This is a genomic window from Lacinutrix sp. MEBiC02595, from assembly GCF_053601555.1.
Window position 1 is genome coordinate 13,445 of sequence record NZ_JBSHNU010000243.1, and the last position, 21,143, is coordinate 34,587.

General features: G+C 33.2%; 15 protein-coding genes. 4 read left to right on the top strand and 11 right to left on the bottom strand.

Features of this window, described 5'->3' with window-relative positions:
* Window positions 1–5: 5 nt before the first annotated feature.
* Complete coding sequence (locus ACVCZW_RS13770) at window positions 6–2,072, top strand: M16 family metallopeptidase (protein WP_452232689.1); 2,067 nt, start codon at window positions 6–8, stop codon at window positions 2,070–2,072.
* A 62-nt stretch (window positions 2,073–2,134) separates the two neighbouring features.
* Here the strand turns inward: ACVCZW_RS13770 and ACVCZW_RS13775 are convergent, their stop codons facing one another.
* Window positions 2,135–3,031 (bottom strand): DMT family transporter, encoded by an 897-nt coding sequence (locus ACVCZW_RS13775; RefSeq protein WP_452232690.1) that lies wholly within the window; start codon window positions 3,029–3,031, stop codon window positions 2,135–2,137.
* A 98-nt stretch (window positions 3,032–3,129) separates the two neighbouring features.
* Between ACVCZW_RS13775 and ACVCZW_RS13780 the strand changes: the two genes are divergently transcribed.
* Window positions 3,130–3,678, top strand: coding sequence for a cation transporter (locus ACVCZW_RS13780; protein ID WP_452232691.1), 549 nt, complete (start codon window positions 3,130–3,132; stop codon window positions 3,676–3,678).
* 67 nt (window positions 3,679–3,745) lie between these two features.
* Here ACVCZW_RS13780 and gldD read toward each other — a convergent pair whose 3' ends face one another.
* The 4 genes from gldD to mutY all read right to left on the bottom strand — a co-directional run bounded on the left by gldD (window position 3,746) and on the right by mutY (window position 7,401).
* Window positions 3,746–4,348 (bottom strand): gliding motility lipoprotein GldD, encoded by a 603-nt coding sequence (gene gldD, locus ACVCZW_RS13785; protein WP_452229019.1) that lies wholly within the window; start codon window positions 4,346–4,348, stop codon window positions 3,746–3,748.
* A 32-nt stretch (window positions 4,349–4,380) separates the two neighbouring features.
* The gene (locus tag ACVCZW_RS13790) at window positions 4,381–5,685 is read right to left on the bottom strand and encodes a gliding motility-associated protein GldE (protein ID WP_452229020.1); all 1,305 of its coding nucleotides are present in this window, start codon (window positions 5,683–5,685) and stop codon (window positions 4,381–4,383) included.
* A gap of 22 nt (window positions 5,686–5,707) precedes the next feature.
* On the bottom strand, window positions 5,708–6,172 hold the full coding sequence (locus ACVCZW_RS13795; protein ID WP_452229021.1) for a single-stranded DNA-binding protein: 465 nt from the start codon (window positions 6,170–6,172) through the stop codon (window positions 5,708–5,710).
* 188 nt (window positions 6,173–6,360) lie between these two features.
* Window positions 6,361–7,401: an A/G-specific adenine glycosylase gene (gene mutY, locus ACVCZW_RS13800; protein WP_452232692.1), complete on the bottom strand. Its 1,041-nt coding sequence runs from the start codon at window positions 7,399–7,401 to the stop codon at window positions 6,361–6,363.
* 135 nt (window positions 7,402–7,536) lie between these two features.
* On the opposite strand from mutY, the gene ACVCZW_RS13805 reads away from it, so the two are divergent.
* Complete coding sequence (locus ACVCZW_RS13805) at window positions 7,537–7,827, top strand: HU family DNA-binding protein (protein ID WP_055442767.1); 291 nt, start codon at window positions 7,537–7,539, stop codon at window positions 7,825–7,827.
* 350 nt (window positions 7,828–8,177) lie between these two features.
* Window positions 8,178–9,728, top strand: coding sequence for an Rne/Rng family ribonuclease (locus tag ACVCZW_RS13810; protein ID WP_452229023.1), 1,551 nt, complete (start codon window positions 8,178–8,180; stop codon window positions 9,726–9,728).
* Between the two features lie 155 nt (window positions 9,729–9,883).
* On the opposite strand, the gene ACVCZW_RS13815 is transcribed toward ACVCZW_RS13810, so the two are convergent.
* From ACVCZW_RS13815 to ACVCZW_RS13840, 6 genes are all read right to left on the bottom strand, one after another.
* Window positions 9,884–11,779, bottom strand: coding sequence for an OmpA family protein (locus ACVCZW_RS13815; protein ID WP_452232693.1), 1,896 nt, complete (start codon window positions 11,777–11,779; stop codon window positions 9,884–9,886).
* Between the two features lie 18 nt (window positions 11,780–11,797).
* A complete protein-coding gene (locus tag ACVCZW_RS13820) occupies window positions 11,798–12,703 on the bottom strand; it encodes a PorP/SprF family type IX secretion system membrane protein (protein ID WP_452229025.1) in 906 nt (301 codons plus the stop codon).
* Window positions 12,704–12,720: 17 nt separating this feature from the next.
* The gene (locus tag ACVCZW_RS13825; RefSeq protein WP_452232694.1) at window positions 12,721–17,940 is read right to left on the bottom strand and encodes a T9SS type B sorting domain-containing protein; all 5,220 of its coding nucleotides are present in this window, start codon (window positions 17,938–17,940) and stop codon (window positions 12,721–12,723) included.
* A 243-nt stretch (window positions 17,941–18,183) separates the two neighbouring features.
* Window positions 18,184–19,221 (bottom strand): aldo/keto reductase, encoded by a 1,038-nt coding sequence (locus tag ACVCZW_RS13830; protein ID WP_452229027.1) that lies wholly within the window; start codon window positions 19,219–19,221, stop codon window positions 18,184–18,186.
* 52 nt (window positions 19,222–19,273) lie between these two features.
* Window positions 19,274–20,233: an OmpA family protein gene (locus ACVCZW_RS13835; RefSeq protein WP_452232695.1), complete on the bottom strand. Its 960-nt coding sequence runs from the start codon at window positions 20,231–20,233 to the stop codon at window positions 19,274–19,276.
* Window positions 20,234–20,341: 108 nt separating this feature from the next.
* On the bottom strand, window positions 20,342–21,100 hold the full coding sequence (locus tag ACVCZW_RS13840; protein WP_452232696.1) for an exodeoxyribonuclease III: 759 nt from the start codon (window positions 21,098–21,100) through the stop codon (window positions 20,342–20,344).
* Window positions 21,101–21,143: the final 43 nt, after the last annotated feature.

Consider the following 21,143-nt stretch of genomic DNA (forward strand, 5'->3'; position numbering starts at 1 on the left):
AAAAGATGAAAACTAAAATATTTACACTATTAACTTTGTTTTTAATGTCTGTTGTTGCACAAGCACAAATAGATAGATCGAAACAACCAAAATCAGGTCCAGCTCCTAAAATCGCCTTAGAAGTTCCTGGAGAATTTGAACTACCAAACGGCTTAAAAGTTTTAGTCGTAGAAAACCACAAATTACCTCGTGTTTCTTATAGTTTAACTATTGACAACAAACCCGTTAAAGAAGGAGATATCGCTGGAGTTTCCGGATTATTAGGCAGCATGCTAGGAAACGGAACATCTAGCATTAGCAAAGATGCATTTAATGAAGAAATAGACTTTCTTGGCGCTAGAATGAGCTTTAGATACAATGGTGGTTATGCAAGTTCACTATCTAAATATTCCGATAGGATTTTAAAGCTAATGTCAGATGCCATTAATAACCCATTATTAACGGAAGAAGAATTTCAAAAAGAAAAAGATAAAGCTATTGAAGGCTTAAAATCTAACAAAAAGAGTGTTGATGTTGTTGCAGGTCGTGTTGGTAGTGCTTTAGCTTATGGTACACACCATCCTTACGGAGAATTTGTAACCGAAGAAACGATTAATAAAACAACGTTAAAAGACGTTAAAACTTTTTACGAAAGATATTATACGCCTTCCAATGCCTATTTAGTAGTTGTTGGTGATGTAGATTACACAACGATTGAAAGACAAATTAGAAATTATTTTTCTACTTGGGAAAGCAAACTAAAAGTGGTTTCTACAATACCAGAAGCAATGCCAAATGTGCAATACACGCAAATCAATTTTGTAGACATGCCAAATGCTGTACAGTCTAACATTTCTTTAACTAGTAATGTTGATTTAAAAATGAGCGATCCCGATTACCATGCTGTTTTAATTGCTAATAAAATATTAGGTGGCGGTTTTAACAGTTACTTAAACATGAATCTTCGTGAAGTACATGCTTACACTTACGGCGCTCGTTCTAGTGTTGGATCAGACAAATATGTATCTCGTTTTAAAGCTGGAGCAGCAGTTCGAAATGCAGTTACAGATAGCGCTGTTGTAGAAACTTTAAAAGAAATAAAACGCATTAAAGAAGAACCAGTTTCCGCACAAGCATTAGAAAATGCAAAAGCAAAATATCTTGGTGACTTTGTTTTAAATCTTGAAGACCCACAAAATATTGCCCGTTATGCATTAAACATCAAGTTGAATGATTTACCAAAAGATTTTTACACTACATACTTACAAAAAATAAAAGCGGTAACTATAGAGGATGTAACCAGAGTAGCAAATAAATATTTTGGTACAGATAGCGCTAGAATTGTTGTAGTAGGAAAAGGTAGCGAAGTGCTAGAAAATTTAGAGAAAATCACCTTTAACGGAAGCAATGTACCAATCAAATATTATGATGCGTACGCAAATCCAGTGGAAAAACCAAACTACAATATAGAAATGCCAAGTGACATCGATGCAAATACAGTACTTAACAAGTATCTTGATGCTATTGGTGGAAAAGCGAATTTAGATAAAGTAAATTCTGTTTTTATTACTGCGGAAGCAGAATTACAACCAGGTATGATGATGCATCTAGAAATGAAGAAAACATCTAAAGACCAATTTGTAACCGAAGTTTTTGCCATGGGACAATCGATGATGAAAACGGTTGTTGATGGGGAAGCCGGATACAAAGTACAACAAGGACAACGTTCTGAAATGACACCGGAAGAAGTAAAGGAAACCGTAAAAGAAGGGTCTCCATTCCCGGAAGTAAACTACTTAAATAATAGCGGCGTTACTTTAGAGAAAATTGAAGATATCGATGGTGAAAAAGCATACAGAATTAAAATCTCTGAAGAGCAAACTAACTTCTACAGCGTAGAAACTGGATTAAAAATAAAAGTAGATAAATCTACCGAAATGGGATCTGCTTCTACCTACCTGACAGAATACCAAGAAGTATCTGGTATAAAGTTTCCATTTAAAATTGGACAAACTAATGGACCACGTAAATTTGATTTCGCAGTAAAAGAAATTAAAGTAAACGAAGGGGTTACAGATGCCGATTTTGACTAATTAAAATCTATGGAATAAACTATAAACCGAAGCCTAATCGCTTCGGTTTTTTTTTATGTGAATTATTTAGAACGGAATCCCTTACCTGTTCTTTTTTGTGATAAATAAACACCAATCAATATAATCCCAGAAGCAAAAGCTTGTAACATACTAAAACCTTCGCCATCTAAAATCCCCCAACCTAATGCTACAATAGGCATTATATAGGTAACAGAAGAAGCAAAAACCGGAGTAGAAATTTGAACCAATGTATTGAAAAGCACTTTAGCTAAAGCGGTACCAAAAAAGGATAATAAAGTAACATAAAGTATCGATGCACCCAACTCAGGCTTACTAAATGTAGCTTCTGTAAAAAAATCTGTAAACAGCAAGACAATTAAAGCAGGAATAAAAATAATTACATAGTTCCCTGTTGCTATTGCCAAAGGTTTTACATCTTGTAAATACCTTTTTATAATATTTACATTTACGGCATACATAAAGGTAGAAACTACAATAAAACCAGCATACAAATAATTTTGTTCTGGATTTAAAGCAGCACCTTTTAAAATTAATATAGCGGTACCAATAAACCCAACAACAACTCCTAAAACCTGTCTTTTTGTGGAAGCTATTTTAAATACAGCAAAGCCAAGCAATATCGTATTTAATGGCACTAAAGAATTTAAAACAGATACTACCGCGCTATCAATTTCTGTTTCTGCTATTGCAAAGAAAAAAGCAGGAATAAACGATCCGAAAAAACCAGAAATAGCAATCCATTTCCAATCTTCTTTTCTAATCGTTTTTATGGTTTTATAACCTGCGACAAACAAAAACAAACCTGTTATTATTGTTCTTAAAGCTCCTAATTGATAAGGATTTAAACCTATAAGCGCTTTTTTAATAAGTATAAACGAAGTTCCCCAAATTATAGACAAAACGATAAGGTAGAACCATTTTTTGTTGTTCTGAAACATACATTCTTTTTTAGTCCTGCAAATGTGCTACTTTTTAACACAATTAACAGCAAATAATTATTAGATTTGCAAACAGTTGAATAATAAAAACTTATACGATGAAAAAAATAAAAAAAATAGCAGCAATAGCTGTAATCGCTTTAGCAGCATTTAGTTGCAAAAACGAATCTAAAGCAGAAGTAGTTACAGTAGAAACAGAAACTGCTGTAGAAACCAAGAAAGCAGCATTAGATCCAAATGCAACATACGCAAAAGCAGAATTCACAATAGAAGGTATGACTTGTGCCATTGGTTGCGCAAGAACTATTGAAAAGAAACTAGCTAAAATGGAAGGTGTAAAATCTGCAAAAGTAGATTACGACAAAAAATTAGCAATGGTAGAATATGACAATGCTAAAGTTACTACCACTTCTTTAGAAGAAACAGTAACGAAGGTTGGAGAAACATATACCGTTAAAGAAATGAAAACGGTAGAATCTTTTACAGGTAAAAAAGCAGAAGCATCTACAGATAAGAAAACAGCTTGTGCAGCAGATTGTAAAAAAGCGTGTTGTGCCAATAAAGCAGAAGTTTCTTCTTCAGATAAAAAAATGACTTGTGGCGCAGACTGCAAGAAAGCATGTTGTGCGGATAAGGCTAAGTCTTAAAAAACAAAGTATTATTATTATTATTATTATTATTATATCTAAAAGGCTTCTCTATGAGAAGCCTTTTTTATTTCCAGGTAATACTTTCCATGATATGCTTAATATCATTTTTTAAATAGCTTGCAGCAGGAAGTATAGAATCAAAATTAGGCTTTATATAGAAGTACAACGAGCCTGTTAAAAAATGATCGGTACTATCGGTTACATAAAACTGGGATTGTGATGCAGCGTTACCACCAACTTCGTAAAACATTCCGTAGACCTTGTTTTTAGGATTTTCAAATAAATCACTAAAGATTTCATCTGCTTTTTGCGTGTGTTCTTGTGTGAAATTTTGCGCATCTCGCAAATAAGAAATTAATTTCTCTTCGCTTTTATTTATTGATTTATACGTTAAGTAAATGGTTCCTTTTAAAGTTGGATACTCTAAGTTTACACCATAACTATCCTCTCCTTTTAACTTTCTTGTTTTAACATTTGTTGCCAACGTATTTTTTTCAAAAGCAAAAGGCATGTTTAAATTAGTCGCTACATAATTAGGCGCTGGATATTCTAATCGTAATTTCGCTTCTGGTTTAGGTGTTGTTTCGTTTCCGCAAGAAGTAGCTAGAATGCAAATGGCTACAAATAAACTTTTTAAAATTATAATATGTTTTGGTTTATAGATCATAAAGTATGCAGTGTTCCGTGTTCTAATATATATTAAGGAATAGTAACTTTTACGCGTATTATTCGTTTTTTATCTAATGCTTCAATAGTAAAAACATAATCTTGAAAAAGTATTTTACTATTCGTTTTCGGGAAACTTCTAGAAATCTCTAAAACAAAACCAGCTATCGTTTCCGCTTCTCCCTTTTTATTTTCAAAAATATCTTGTTCGTCTAATCTTATGACTTTATAAAAATCTTTTAAAGCTGTTTTACCTTCAAAAACATAATTTTTATCATCTAATTTAGAATACACTAATCCTTCGTCATCAAACTCATCGCTAATATCTCCCACTATTTCTTCAATAATATCTTCTAAAGATATAAGTCCGGAAGTCCCTCCATATTCATCTACAACCACAGCCAAATGGACTTTCTTTTCTTGAAACTCAGCCATTAAATCATCTAGCTTTTTATTTTCAGGCACAAAAAATGGTTCTCGTAATAAGGTTTTCCAATCTAATTGTTTTCTATCGATAAAAGGCAACAAGTCTTTAACGTATAAAACGCCAACAACAGTATCTATATTATCTTTATATACAGGAATTCTAGAATAGCCATTTTTAATGATCTCAGGAATTATCTCTGCATATTTTTGTTCTACGTTTAATGCAAAAATATCTATTCTTGGTCGCATCACCTGTTTGGTATCTGTATTACCAAAAGAGACAATACCTTGCAGTATTTTTTGTTCTTCTTTAGTAGTGTCTTCATCACTTGCCAACTCTAGCGCTTGGGAAAGTTGATCGACACTTAGATTGGATTTTTGTTTCGCAAATTTATTATTAATTGCTAATGTAATGCTTCGCATTGGTAAGCTTATAGGCGAAAAAACAACATCTAGAAAACGTATAGGATACGCCATAAATGTGGCAAATTTCAATCTATTTCTAATGGCATATACTTTGGGTAAAATTTCACCGAATAGCAATATTAAAAAGGTAACTAAAACAACTTCTAAAATAAATTTTACAGCTGAAGAGCTTATACTTTCAAACATAAAATTACCTAAATAAGCAAACAGAATTACGATTGCAATATTTATAAAATTATTAGCAACTAGAATGGTTGCCAATAGTTTTTTAGGTCTTTCTAATAAATAGGAAATTATTTGAATTGGTTTCGCATTTTCCTCTAAACCTTCTTCTATATCTGTATCTGTTAAGGAAAAAAAAGCCACTTCTGCTCCTGAGATTAAAGCAGAACAAAGCAATAGCACAAATAAGAGCACAAAACCACTTACAATTGAAAAATCAATAGCTAAATTTATTAGTAAAAAACTCGAGGGTTCGGGATCCAAAGATTATATTTTTAGTTAAACGTTAAAAGGGAAGATCATCCGCATCGTCTTCTGCAACTGGCGCACTAGCTTTTGGTTGCGTTGCTTGAGGCTGTGCTGCTTCCGGTTTTTGTTGTTGCGGCTGCGCACTATTTGCAGAACCACTGTCATTTTTTGTTGTTAAAAAAGTAAAGTCATTACATTGTATTTCTGTAGAAAAACGATCGTTTCCACCTTCATCTTGCCATTTTCTGGTTTTAATTCTTCCTTCTATATATACTTTATCTCCTTTGCTTAAATACTTTTCGCAAATTTCTGCACCTTTATTACGTACCACTACATTATGCCATTCGGTATTAGTAACACGTTCGTTAGTTTGCTTATTAGTGTAGGTTTCATTCGTTGCAATAGGAAAACGGCCAACACAACCACCTCCCTCAAAATAATGCATTTTTACTTCATCTCCTAAATGCCCAATTAGCATTACTTTATTTAACGTACCTGACATGATATCTTGTTTTTAATGTTCCACAAAATTACGCTTTTGCAATTGATAAACTTAAAATTAATAAAAAAATATGATATAGACTAATACCTGTTTAATCCTCTAATAATACCAGCCGTATTGTTTCTTTTAAATTTAAAATTAACGATAGTCTTAACACACCATTTGACTCCCAAATTAAGATACCGTTTCTAAAAATTAAAAGCTTCCATGAAATTAGAAAGCAACACAGGAACAGGATAATCTATTATTTCGTTTATAGCAATCCCTTCCACGAGAAGCTGATCTGTTTCTATAATCCAAAACTTAGTATGCAAATGCTGATGTGATAGTTTATGAATAATTGCCTCTTCATTATATAAGGACAAACTAAAGGAAGAAGTATTGATTAAAGCATGATTCTTTAATTGAGAATGCAACGCATTAAAATTCATACTCGCCTTACTCTCTATTAAAGGAAACTGATATAGATTTTGCCAAATACCTTTTCCTTCCCTTTTTTCTAAAATAGTTTTTTTATCTACGGAAACAAACACCAAAAAATTAAAATGTTTTGTTTTAGGTTTTAGACTCTTCTTCTTTACTGGTAACTCTGTAATTAAGTTTTTCTGTAAAGCAATACAACCACCTTGTAACGGACAAATAGTACAATCCGGATTTTTAGGCTTGCATTGTCTCGCACCAAACTCCATACTAGCTTGATTAAACTCTGCTGGATCTTTTTTATCTATTAATTTTTGGGCCAATACTTTAAACTCCTTTTGACCTGCTGTACTATTAATAGGAGTAGCAATCCCGAAATATCTAGAAAATGCACGATATACATTGCCATCTACCACAGCGCAAACCTCATTAAAACAAATAGAAGCAATAGCGCTTGCGGTATAATCACCTACACCTTTAAGTTTTAATAAGTCTTTATAGTTATCTGGAAAGATCCCATGAAGAGAATCTACTATATATTTTGCAGTTGCATGTAGGTTTCTAGCTCTAGAATAATAGCCCAAACCTTGCCATAATTTTAAAACATCGCTCTCCTTTGCACTTGCAAGATCAAAAATTGTTGGAAAATTAGTAACAAAAGCTTCATAATAAGGTAATCCTTGATCCACTTTTGTTTGTTGTAAAATGATTTCAGACAACCATATAAAGTACGGATTGGTAGTTCTTCGCCATGGTAAATCCCTCTTGTTTTCTGAATACCAATGTGTTAAAGTTTTGTTTATAGTCATTTATTATATATAGTAACTGCAAAAATAAACGTTTATTAGGTTAAATTTAAGTGAATTAGGTTTGAAATATTGAAATTTAAATTCCTATATTTGCATCCCTTAATAACTGATTACAATAATTAAAAATAATAGAGAATGACTAAGGCTGATTTAGTAGCAAAAATTTCTGAGAAATTAGGAATTGAAAAAGGAGATGTTCAAGCAACGGTTGAAACATTTATGGAAGAAGTAAAAACTTCTTTAGAAGGTGGTGACAATGTATACTTAAGAGGATTTGGAAGCTTCATCATTAAGACAAGAGCGGAAAAAACTGGTAGAAATATTTCTAAGAATACAACTATAAAAATACCGGCTCATAATATTCCAGCATTTAAACCTGCTAAAGTATTTGTAGAAGGAGTGAAAACAAATGTAGACGTTAAGTAAGACGCTAAAATAATATTAATTTAAAAAAGATCAAACTTATGCCAAGTGGTAAAAAACGCAAAAGACACAAGGTTGCTACGCATAAGCGTAAAAAAAGAAGACGCGCTAATCGTCACAAAAAGAAGAAATAGATTGAAAAAGTAGTTAATAGCTACTTTTTTGGTTTATAGCAAACGTTCTTTGAAATGAGTTCTATAAAAACACGTAATACCTTGCGTTGTTTGAACTCCACGGATTTAAAAACCCTGTGATTTCTAATCATAGTTAAAGTTAATAGATAGCTTTAACTATGATTAGAAAAATAATGTATAATCCATCTGTACTTAATTGTATGGATAAAAATTAACAAAATGGATAAAGAATTGATCATTAGATCTAGTTCCAACCACGTTGATTTTGCCTTATTAAAAGATGGAAAACTTATTGAATTACAAAAAGATGAAGATGGTAACGATTTTTCTGTTGGCGATGTGTTTATTGCCAAAACCAGAAAAGCTGTTCCTGGTCTAAATGCCGCATTTGTTAATGTTGGCTATGAAAAAGATGCATTTTTGCATTATCATGATTTAGGACCAAAACTACCTTCCCTTTTAAAATTCACAAAAAGTGTAAGCACAGGTAAACTAAATGATTTTTCATTAAAGAATTTCCCATTTGAAAAAGATATTGATAAAAACGGTAGCATTGCTAACGTTATAAAATCAAATCAATCGTTACTGGTACAAATAGTAAAAGAACCAATATCTACAAAAGGCCCTAGAATAAGCTCTGAGCTTTCTATTGCTGGTAGATATATTGTTTTAGTTCCTTTTTCTGATCGCATTTCTATTTCTCAAAAGATAGAAAGTAAAGAAGAAAAAGAAAGACTAAAACGATTGGTTAAAAGTATTACTCCAAAAGGTTTTGGCGTAATTATACGTACCGTAGCAGAAGGCAAAAAAGTAGCTGAACTAGATAAAGATTTACAAAATTTGTTAGGTCGTTGGACCGCAATGTGTAAAAAGCTACATAAAGCACCGCATCCAAGTAAAGTATTAGGAGAAATGAATAAAGCTTCTTCTATTTTACGAGACATCTTTAATGATTCCTTTACCGGAATTCATGTGGATGATGAGGCGCTTTACGTTCAAATTAAAGATTATGTGCAACTTATTGCACCAAAAAAAGAATCCATAGTTAAATTGTATCAGTCAAACGTTCCAATATTTGAAAAATTTGGAGTGGAAAGACAAATTAAAACCTCTTTTGGGAAAACTGTTTCCATGGCAAAAGGAGCATATTTGGTAATAGAACATACCGAAGCGCTTCATGTTGTAGATGTAAATAGTGGAAACCGCTCTAATAAAGCCAATTCACAAGAGGATACAGCACTTGAAGTTAATTTAATTGCAGCAACAGAAATGGCCAGACAATTGCGTTTACGTGATATGGGCGGAATTATTGTTGTTGATTTTATTGATCTAAATACTGCTGAACACAGAAAAAAGCTTTTCAACCATCTACGTGATGAAATGCAAGATGATAGAGCTAAACATAAAATACTACCTCCAAGTAAATTTGGATTGATACAAATAACTAGACAAAGAGTAAGACCAGAAATGAACATTAAAACTCGCGAGGAAAATCCGGATGAGATTATTAATGGTTCCGAAGTTGAAGCTCCAATCAGTATTGTTCCTAAAATCAAAGATGATATGGAACGACTATTTAAAAAAGACTATCAGAAGGTGACTTTAAACACACATCCTTTTATAGCAGCCTTTTTAACAAAAGGTTTTCCATCGATACGTTCAAAATGGTTTTTTGAACATAAGAAATGGGTGAAAATTTTACCAAGAGATGCTTACACATATTTAGAATATCATTTTTTTGATAAAGATGGTAATCAAATAAAAAAATAAAAAAAGCCTTACTTTAAAAAGTAAGGCTTTTTTGTTTTATACACTTTCGTGTTTTCTAAACTAGTCACTATTTATAGCAACACCAAAATTACGGAACACAAAAAAACCACCTCATTTGAGGTGGTTTTTTAATGTATCTACTTTTTCTGTTTGTCTTATTTATTGTTAGGACCTCCACTTACAATAATAAACTCACTACGTCTATTAATTTGGTGATCTTCTTCGGTGCACTTAGAGCCACAGCTGATTTTTAAGGCACTTTCACCTTTACCAACACCTGTTATTCTACTTGCATCAATACCTCTTGAGATAACGTACTGCACCGTGGATTGTGCACGTCTACTAGATAATTTTTCATTATATCTTGCAGGACCTCTACTATCGGTATGTGATTCTGCTAAAATAACCATATCCGGGTATTTAGTCATAACAGATACAAGCTTGTCTAACTCAAAAGCACCTTGTGCCGTAATATTCGATTTATCAAAATCAAACAATATTGGGTTTAAGACTACTCGATCTGCAACTATTATTTTCTCTATAGGATTTAGAGCGATCTGTAATGCTTGTTCTTTTTCTCTACTTCCTGAAAAATCTACAGTGTTGCTTTCGTAATCATTATATGCAGCTGCTATATGTAATGCATTATCACAAGGAACAGTATATACTACTTCACCAATAGCATTAGATGTTTCTGTTGCCAAAGTTTGCCCTTTTACATCTGTAATGGTAACTATTGCACCAGCAATTGGATTGCTAGTCTCACTATCTACAACTGTAGTCGTAACCATAACAAGACAAGGTTCTAGTCTTTTTATAGCATAAATATCATCACTTCCTTTTCCACCTTCTCTATTAGAAGACACAAAACCTTCTCCAGTTTCTTCGTTGATGGAAAATGCTAAATCATCCGCATTACTATTTACAGGAATTCCTGCATTCACAACTTTTCCAGATTCATTCGTATAAAACACATCCAATCCACCAATTCCTAAATGACCATTAGAAGAGAAATACAAGGTTCCGTTATCACTAATAAACGGGAACATTTCTTGTCCTTCTGTATTCACTATGTCGCCAAGATTTTCAGCTTCACCATACGTACCATCTCCATTTATTGAGGCTTTATAAATATCATATTTACCATGTCCTCCCTTCATATCTGAAGCAAAATATAAGGTTTTACCATCTTTGCTTACAGAAGGATTTTTTACAGAATAGCTATCATTATTAAAAGGTAAAGGTTTTACATTTTTCCAAGAGTCACCAGATTTACTTGCTTTATATAAGTGTATTACACTTATTTTAGTTTTCGTTTCTTCAATTTTTTCGTAAACACCATCAAAAAAGCTTTCTCTTGAAAAATACATCGTATTTCCATCTGGACTAAAAGAAACAAGTCCTTCATGATATCTTGTATTAATGTTTCCCGTAACCGCTTTAGCTTCTACATTATCTATGTCTGAAATTGCTACTTGATAGATATCTAAAAATGGTTCTTCATTCCAACCATACGTCTTTCTTGCATTATTTCTAGCGGAAGAAAAGTATAAAACACCATCTTTTAAAGTCCCTCCAAAATCGGAAGCCTCAGAATTAAAATCTAAATTTTTAGTTTCATATTCTTGAATCCCTTCTAATATACCAGGAAGATAATCTTGGTTAGAAACAAAAGCTACAGCTCTATCATCTTTTGGGCTCGCTTCTGCAAATTTTTGCATCCATTTATTAGAGTCGCTATACTTACCGTTTGCTTTTAGCATTTGCGAATAGTTATACATCATTTCTTCATCTTGCGACGTTTCTAATGCTTTTGCATACCATTTTTCTGCTTCGGTGGTGCTAAAGATATTGTAGTTAGCTTCTGCCAATTTCCCATACACATAAGCATCTGCTTTTCCATTTTCAACTAATTTATTGTAAGACGCAATGGCTTCCATAAATTCAAATTTATCAAAATGTTTATCTGCTGTTTTTGTGTATTTATTTTGAGCAGTTAAACTTACACTACTCAATAATAGTAATGTTATAAATATTTTTAAGTTTTTCATTTTTTTTAGCTTAACTGATTAGAAATAACGTGGTGAACGAGATACTTTTTTAGCAAAAGTAATATCGAAATTAATAAACACTTCGTGTGATGAACTTGTAGAGTAATTTAAATCGGATTGAATAGCATCATACGCATAACCAATTCTTAAATTAGGTGCTACCATAAAGTTTATCATACCACTAAAAGAATCTTCCAGTCTGTATCCAACTCCTACTTCAACAATATCATACATAAATACATTGGCATTGATATCAAAACTTGAAGGCGCATCAAATGCTGTTTTAAACATGGCATGAGGCTTTAATTTAAAGTTCTCCGATAAATTAAATACATAACCTGCTGCTGCAAATAAATGTTGTGTTTCTGAACCAATATTTAAACCATTAGCATCTAAGTGCGTTGCGTTCAAAATATTTGGCATAGAAGCAGAAATATAATATTTGTTTGGTTTGTAAAAATAAACTCCAGCTCCAATATTAGGTGTTACTTCATTGATATCTTGAAAAAGGTCATCATCTGCATCCGTTAATTCTAAACTTCCTAATCCTATATCATGAAATGTTGCTCCTGCTTTTAAACCGAAGGCTAATTTATTATCAGCTCCCATTGGTAAAGTATAGGAGAAATCTGCATAGGCATTTGTTTCTCTTACGGGTCCAATTTCATCACTAATAAAAGACAAACCTAAACCAACTTTTTTACCAACTGGAGAATGAATTGCGAAGGTTCCCGTTTTAGGAGCTCCTTCTAAACCAACCCATTGGCTTCTATATAGCATACCAACTGCAACTCCTTCATAGGAACCTGCATATGCTGGATTTACAACATTCATGTTATACATATACTGTGTGTACTGCGGATCTTGTTGTGCTTGCATTTGAACAACAAACAAGAAAGCGAGAATAATATATAATTTTTTCATTTTAATTAATTAGTTTATTAGTTTTCTCTATTAATGTATATCCAAGATGTTCTAGTCTTATTTCCTTGATATTCCATCTTATAGAAATAAGTACCTACTGGAAGTTCATCACCGCCATCAGACTGACCATACCATTCATTAGTATAGTTTGTTTTTGAATATACTTTCATACCATGTCTATTGAAAATCTCTAATCGACTTACATCATATCCTCTTAAATCGAAAGCATCATTCTTACCATCATTATTAGGAGATATACCTTGAGATATAATACAATTAATGCTTTCTACTAGTACTTCGTTTGTTGCAACACAACCACTAGCATCTGTAACCTTAACCACATAGTTATAAGTACTTCCAGACATTGGAGGTGTAAAGAGGCTCTCATCTATTACAATTACATTATCTCCAACGGCATTAGTATGTAATAATGAATTCATATCATCATATAATTCATATGTCGCAGTATTAGCATCGTAACCATCATTTATTGGACCTACAGTTAATTCATAAATAGCACCATTACAATCTGGAAGGATTACATAATCAAACACATCTATAAGTAATGTTAAGTTTTGTGCATTTGGTACTGAACAAGCATCAGAAATAGCATACTCTACAGTATACGTAGCTCCTGCTGTTCCTCCAGAAACTTCTCCGGTTACCATATCTATCATTGCGCCATCTGTAGGTGTTGGATTAAATGTGAATGTACCTCCTAAATCTCCAGTTATATCTGCGGTTCCTCCATCACAAGACGCTGTCATTGTAAATGAAGTATCACTTGTTAATAAAGTAGTTATTGTTTGAGCGCTGGTTTGCGGACATATTCCACCAGTTGTATACTCTATAGTATATACTGTTTCAGAACCTCCTCCTGTAACGGTTCCAGTTGCAGCATCAATTACTGCTCCATCTGTTGGTGCTGGTGCTTGGAATGCAAACGTTCCTCCTGTATCTCCTGTTATATTGGCTATACCACCATCACAGGTTGCTGTCATAGTAAATCCGGCATCTTCTCCTAAAGTTACCGTAACATCTACCGTACTTGTAGCTGCACATGCTCCTGTTGCAGGCGTAGTATATTCTACAGTATAGGTAGTTTCAGAAACTCCATTAGTAACTGTTCCTGTTGCAGGATCAATTACAGCACCATCTGTTGGCGTTGGATCTTCAAAAGCAAAAGTACCTCCTAGTGTTCCGGTTACATTTGCTGTACCACCATCACATGTTGCTGACATAGTAAATGTAGCATCTTCTAACCCTGAAGGGTCTACTGTTATTGTTACTTCGTCAGTTAAAGTAGATGTTCCTCCTGTACAAAGTTCATACGTTACTGTTGCAGTATACGTTGTTGTTTCTGTTGGAGTTACGGTAACATTCTCTATGTTTCCTAAAGAAGTAGCTCCATCAAACCATTCGAATGTATAATTTGGTATTCCTGCAGAAGGTGCAAATCTATAAGATTCATTAGATGCAGTCCAAGGTCCTGTATTTCTATCTACCGGAGTAAAAGCAACTGTTCCTGCTACATTTTGAACACCAATAACGGCATTTCCACTATTCCAACCTGTACATGTCGGTTTATCAAATACATTAACATCTATATTATTAGAGGATTCGTATAAAATAATTTGACTGCTAGAGATTAAATCAGTACAACTAAATTGAGCTACATCTGTATAGTTAACTACAAACATTCTGTAAGGCGCTGTACCAATAACTAAATAGTTAATGTCTCCAGATACAGCAGGATTAATATCGTGTCCTACACCAAAAATATTACCTTGAGCTAATGCGTTATCGGTATTATTAGGTAAACTATCTGTAAAGCCCCAGTCGTTATATCCTCCAGCATTCTCTAATTCAAAAGATAAAACACCATTAGAACCTACAAGAATCTGGCTATAAATATTACCAAAGAAACAGAATTGGAATCCAATATCTAAAGCTTCAGACCAAGTATCATCAATATCAAGACTTGTTGGTGTACCTCCAATTGTAGTAGGTAACGGACAAGTATCTAAACCATTGATAACGTATGTATTTGTATCCTGTCCAAATAAATGGAAGTTAGCTGCTAAATCTGTTGAAGTATCTGCACAATCTACTGTTGCGTCTTCTCCTGCATAAATAATAGAACAAGGGTTTGGTGGTGGTGGACAAATGAATGTTATTGGACTACTAATAACATCACAAGTATCATCATCACTCTTGATTGTTGTAATAATTACAATTGTATTTGCAGCATAAGGTCCCATGGTAATAATTCCAGTTTCCGTTGCTGTTTGAACAGGACTACCTTGATCATCTGAAATAAGAATAGATGTCGAACCACTGAAATCTGTAATATTAACTTCTAATATAAAATCTGGGTTATTTGGATCTGTATCACAATCACCAATAGCATTAAAAGTAACTTCTTGTGGTATACAAATGGTTTTAAAACTCTGCTCTACACAACCTATTGCTGGACCATTATCGTTATATGGTACAATAGTTACATAATGTTCTGTTGCATTATCTAAAACACCAGGGTTATAATTTAATACGTTTCCTACATCTACGTTATCTGCTACATCTGTTCCTCCAGGAGTACTACCAATAGAGATTACATAACCTGTAACTACAATAGTTGCAGGACTCCAAGTTATGTTAGTATTAATAGCTACGTCCGTTTCCCCATTTACTGGAGTTGTAATTTCTGCGTTACAAACTGGAGGTGCTAAAGGATCGAAACATGTTACATCAAAATCCCATTCATCATCTGATCCACTACTGCAACTAACAGAACCATCCGATTCATAAAAAACAACAATTCTATCTGTTGTAGAGAAAAAGGATAAACCAGCTAAAACTCCACCAGCTCCACCAGTTCCTTGATAAATAAGTGTACCATCACCTTCTTCAATTCGCAATGTATCACAACAAGTTTCAATTGTTCCTGCATTAAAGATCATACTTAAAGGGTTTCCATTAGAACTTTGAAAACTAAAAATTTCTAAATAGTTACCATTTCCATTTCCTCCACTATTATTTTCATAGCAAAAAAGTGTATTTATAACTTGACTGGATGGGCAATCTACAATTTGATTAGGATCTGATCGAGTAGTATAACTTTCTTCGGTACACCCGGTTGCAAATCCATTATCATTATATGGTACTATAGTAACATAATAGGTAGTTTCATAATTTAATATACCTGGCTCATACGTTAATACATTACCTACATCTAGATTATCTAAAATATCTACAGCTCCAGGACTTGTACCTATAGATAGGTAATATCCTGTTACAAATACGGTTGCTGCATTCCATACTAAATCTTCATTTTCACTAACATCTATCGCTCCATTAGCTGGTGAATTTAAAGATGCATTACAATTAGGCACTGCACTAGTATCTACGCATGTAACATCAAAATCCCAAGGTATATAACCACTTGAAGTACAACTTCCAGAACCATCCGATTCTACAAAAATAGTTAATGCATCTCCAATGGTAACAAAATTAAGTCCTGTTAAATCCCCTCCATTATCTCCTTCATATATTACAGAATCATCTGCATCTGTAATTCTTATCGTATCCCAAAAGTCTTCAATATCTCCAGAATTAAATACAATAGATAAAGGTGCACCATCTGAGCTTTGAAAGTTAAATATTTCAACAAAAACACCATTAGTACCATTATCATAACAGTACGTAGTATTTATAATTTCGTTAATAGAACAATCTACTACTTGATAAGGATCACTTTCTGTTGTAAAGCTTTCTTCATTACAATTAATCGCAGAACCATTATCATTATAAGGAACTATAGTTACATAATATACTGTTTCATAAAGCAAACCTCCTGGGGTATAACTTGTAACTAAACCAACATCTAAATTATCAATAAGTTCTGTTCCTCCAGGTGTTGTACCAACAGAAAGTACATAACCAGTAACTATTATAGAAGCTGGACTCCAAACTAAATCTGCATTGGAATTAACATCAACTTCTCCATTTGCAGGAGCTATTAAAGATGCATTACAATTTGGTATTGCAGTAGTATCTACACAAGATATATCAAAATCTAGAGGCACATAATTGTTAGACTCACAACTTATAGAACTATCACTATCTATTTCTATAAAAACAAAACCAGAAGGAGCAATAACAGAAACACCTGCCATATCTCCTCCATTGTTATCATCATATAATACAGTTCCTGTATTATCTGTACCATCATATATAGTAACCTCATCACAACAAGCTTCCATAATACCTGCGTTAAAGAACACATTTAGTGGAGCACCATCAGAGCTTTCAAAAGACCAAGTCATTGTCTCGTTAATAGTATAACAATACACGGTATTAATTGGTGCTCCTGAGCTACAATCTACTGGTGCATTAGGATCTGACCCTGTAGTAAAGATGTTTTCTGTACATCCTATTGCATCTCCATTGGAGTTAAAAGGAATTATACTCACATAATACGTAGTGGCATATTCTAAATCTGGTAAATCATAGGTTGTTGATAAACCTACATTTACATTATCTGCAATTTCTGTTCCTCCAGGAGTTGTACCAACAGTTACAGTATACCCTGCAGGTATTCCTGTTGCGGTAGACCATTCTAAGTCTGTGTTAATGGAAACGGCTGTACTACCAGATGGTGTAATTAAACTAACACAAGATGGCGGATCTTCCACTACTTGCGTTGCCGAAATATTATCTAAGTAAATAAAATAGGACCCTGAAGACCAGTTCGCATTTAAACGAAATTTAAAATCGGAACCAACTGGCAAACTTGCAGCAGGAACAATTACAGACCAACCAGTACAAATATCTGTTGTACTATGGTTTATATCATTAATAGTCTCAACTGTCGTCCAAGTTCCTCCATCATTTGTAGAGTACTCTATTAAAATTTCTCCCCATCCTGGAACAGTTCCATTTACTACATCTGGCCAATCGACTATTTTATAGTCAAAAGCTATTGTTAAATCAGTTCCATTTGACTGTCCTGCGACATTTGGCGAAGTCAGTTGCGCGTCCAAATTATCTATGCTTAGGTTTGCTCTTATAGAGTTACCATCACAGTTTTCAAAAAAAGAAATGGTGTAATCTTCTAAATCACTTGTCCAACCTGTGGGCAAAGTAAATCCGGAATCGAAATTTTCTACTAAACCTACTTGAGAGAAGCCAATAATAGACATAAACCCAAATAATAGGGAAAGGGTAATTTTTTTCATTTTATGGTTAAGGTTAGTTATTAAAATATTAAATATATCTTCCATAATCCGCTGTTAAACAAACTATTATATTTAATTGAAATTTAAATATTAAAACACCAAATAAATTCTGGTGCTTTAATTAAATACCTAAAGTATAAAAAAAGATTATGCCTAATAAATTAACTTTACTTTAATAGATTAAATACGCATATTTACGATAAAAGGTTAGATTTATTAACAAGTACGTGGTTTTTTCAAATGCTATGCTGCAGGGTTTGGAATCGCATTATGAACCCCTTTTATTTGATCCAAAATACCCGCATTTAGCTCTACATTTACACTACCTAAATTCTCTTTTAATTGAGACATTGTACTTGCTCCTATTATATTGCTAGTAACAAAAGGTTGTTGTGTTACAAATGCTAAAGACATTTGCGCAAGAGACATATTATTTTCTTCCGCAATTTTTAAATATTGCTGAGTAGCTTCCGTACAAGAATCACTACTATACCTTTTAAATCTTGGGAATAATTTCAATCTAGAATTATCTGCAGCTGTTCCTTTAATATATTTACCAGATAGCACACCAAATGCCATTGGTGAATATGCCAATAAACCTATATTTTCACGCATTGCTATTTCTGCCATATCCCCTTCAAAAATACGATTTAGCAAAGAGTACGCATTTTGAATGGTAATCATTTTTGGTAAGTTATGCTTTTTAGATTCTTCTAAATAACGCATGGTTCCCCAAGCTTTTTCATTAGATATTCCTATTTGACGAATTTTCCCTTCTTTTACAATTTCATCTAAAGTATGTAAGATTGTATTAAAGTTGTCTTGCCATTTATCTTGTGGATTGTGTGCGTAATCTCTAGTTTCAAAAGTATTGGTTTGTCTTTCTGGCCAATGCAATTGATATAAATCTATATAATCGGTTTGTAAACGTGCTAAACTTTTGTTTACCGCATCTTTTATTGCTTCTGGTTTAAAACCATTTGTTCTAATATGTGCTGTATAATCTCCTGGTCCTGCAATTTTTGATGCTAAAACCACTTTATCTCTATTTCCAGATTTCTTAAACCAATTACCTATAATGCGCTCTGTTTCTGCGTACGTTTCTTCGGTTGCAGGAACAGGATACAATTCTGCGGTATCAAAGAAATTCACACCTTGATCTAACGCATAATCCATTTGCTCAAAACCTTCGTCTTGGGTGTTTTGATTCCCCCAAGTCATGGTTCCTAAACAGATTTTACTTACTTTAATATTGGTGTTTGGTAGTGTAGTATATTTCATGAAAATAGATTTTAGATCGCTTCGCTTCTAGATATTAAAACAAAGACTATTATTAAATATCTTTTAAAAGCTTTGTTACCTCATCTAACTTAGGCGTTAAAATAACTTCTATTCTTCTGTTTTTCGCTTTCCCTTCAGCAGTATCATTCCCTGCTATTGGCGCAAATTCTCCGCGTCCAGCTGCGGTTAAGTTTCCAGGAGTAATCGCGTTATTTTCTCTTAATATATTTACAATTGCTGTTGCTCTCTTGGTAGATAAATCCCAATTCCCTGAAATTTGTCCTGTTCCTGTGTATGGCACATTATCTGTATGTCCTTCTATTAAAACAGCAATTTCGGGATTTTCCCCTAAAACAGTTCCTAATTGTTGTACGGCTTTTTTACCTTGCGTACCAACTGCCCAACTACCAGATTCAAAAAGTAGTTTATTTTCCATAGACACATACACTTTTCCGTCACGCTGTTCTACTGTTAAACCTTTTCCTTCAAAATCTGTTAAGGCTTTAGAGATTGCATTTTTTAATTGTGTCATTGCTGCATCTTTAGACGCTATCACATTTTCCAACTCTGCAACCCTGTTAGAACGTTGTTCTAATTCGCTTTTTATTTTTTCAAGTCTTATATTCTCCGCTTCCAAAGCTTGCTCCTTTGCCTCTAATTGCGCTAATAACTCCCTGTTTTTTTGAGAGTTTTCGGCTAATGAAGCAGAACTATTTTTTTCTAAAGCATCATAAGAAGCCTTAAGGTTATCTAGATTTGTTTTAGAAGCATTGTAATCACCTTGCAATTTATCGCGATTTGTAATAGCCGCATCATAATCACTCTTCAGTTTTGCGTAGTCATTTTCCGTTTTGTTATTCGCTCCTAATAAGGACTCGTTTTCATCAGAAAGTTTTCTATTTTCCTTTTTCAAGTACGCATATTTAGTTTCTAAATCTTTATAGACTTTTGGCGAAACGCAGGATGTAACTAAAATGGTTGTAATTACTATTGTTAAAATTCTATTTTTCATATTGGATTTGGGTTTATTCCGTGTTTCGTGCTTACTGTGTACTGTTTTACTGTATACTGTTTTACTGTGTACTGTTTTACTGTGTACTGTGTACTGTTTTACTGTTAATTAATCTATTTCTACTAAAACCGGACAATGATCACTATGCACAGCTTCTTGAAGTATAACGCTCCTTTTAATTTTTTCTTTTATAGGATTTGAAACCATTGTGTAATCTAATCGCCAACCTTTATTATTAGCTCTAGAATTTGCACGATAACTCCACCAGCTATATTCTTGTTTCTCCGGATGTATAAAACGAAAAGCATCGGTAAAACCACTATCTATAAAACCGCCAATCCATTCTCTTTCTATAGGAAGAAATCCAGAAACACCTTTCATTTTCGGATTATGGATATCTATTTCTTCATGACATATATTATAATCCCCACAAATAACTAGATTAGGAATTTCCTTTTTTAGAGTATTTATATACTCCTGAAACATATCCATATATTCTAATTTATGTTCCAGTCTTGCATCATTTGTTCCCGACGGCAAGTATAAACTCATTACCGAAACACCATTAAAATCTGCACGAATATTTCTACCTTCAAAATCCATAGATTCTATTCCTGTACCATATTCTACATGGTCTGGTTCGGTTTTACTTAAAATAGCAACACCACTATATCCTTTTTTTTGTGCAGAAAACCAATAGTTATATTTGTAACCAGCTTCAACAAAAACATCTAAATCTAGTTGTTCTTCCATTGCTTTTATTTCTTGTAAACAAATCACATCCGGACTTGCTGCTTTAAGCCATCCTATAAAGTCTTTTTTAAGCGCTGCACGTATTCCGTTTACGTTGTATGATATTATTTTCAATGGGTTTTTATTTTAAAAAAGTTATGTTTCAGCTAAAATAAAT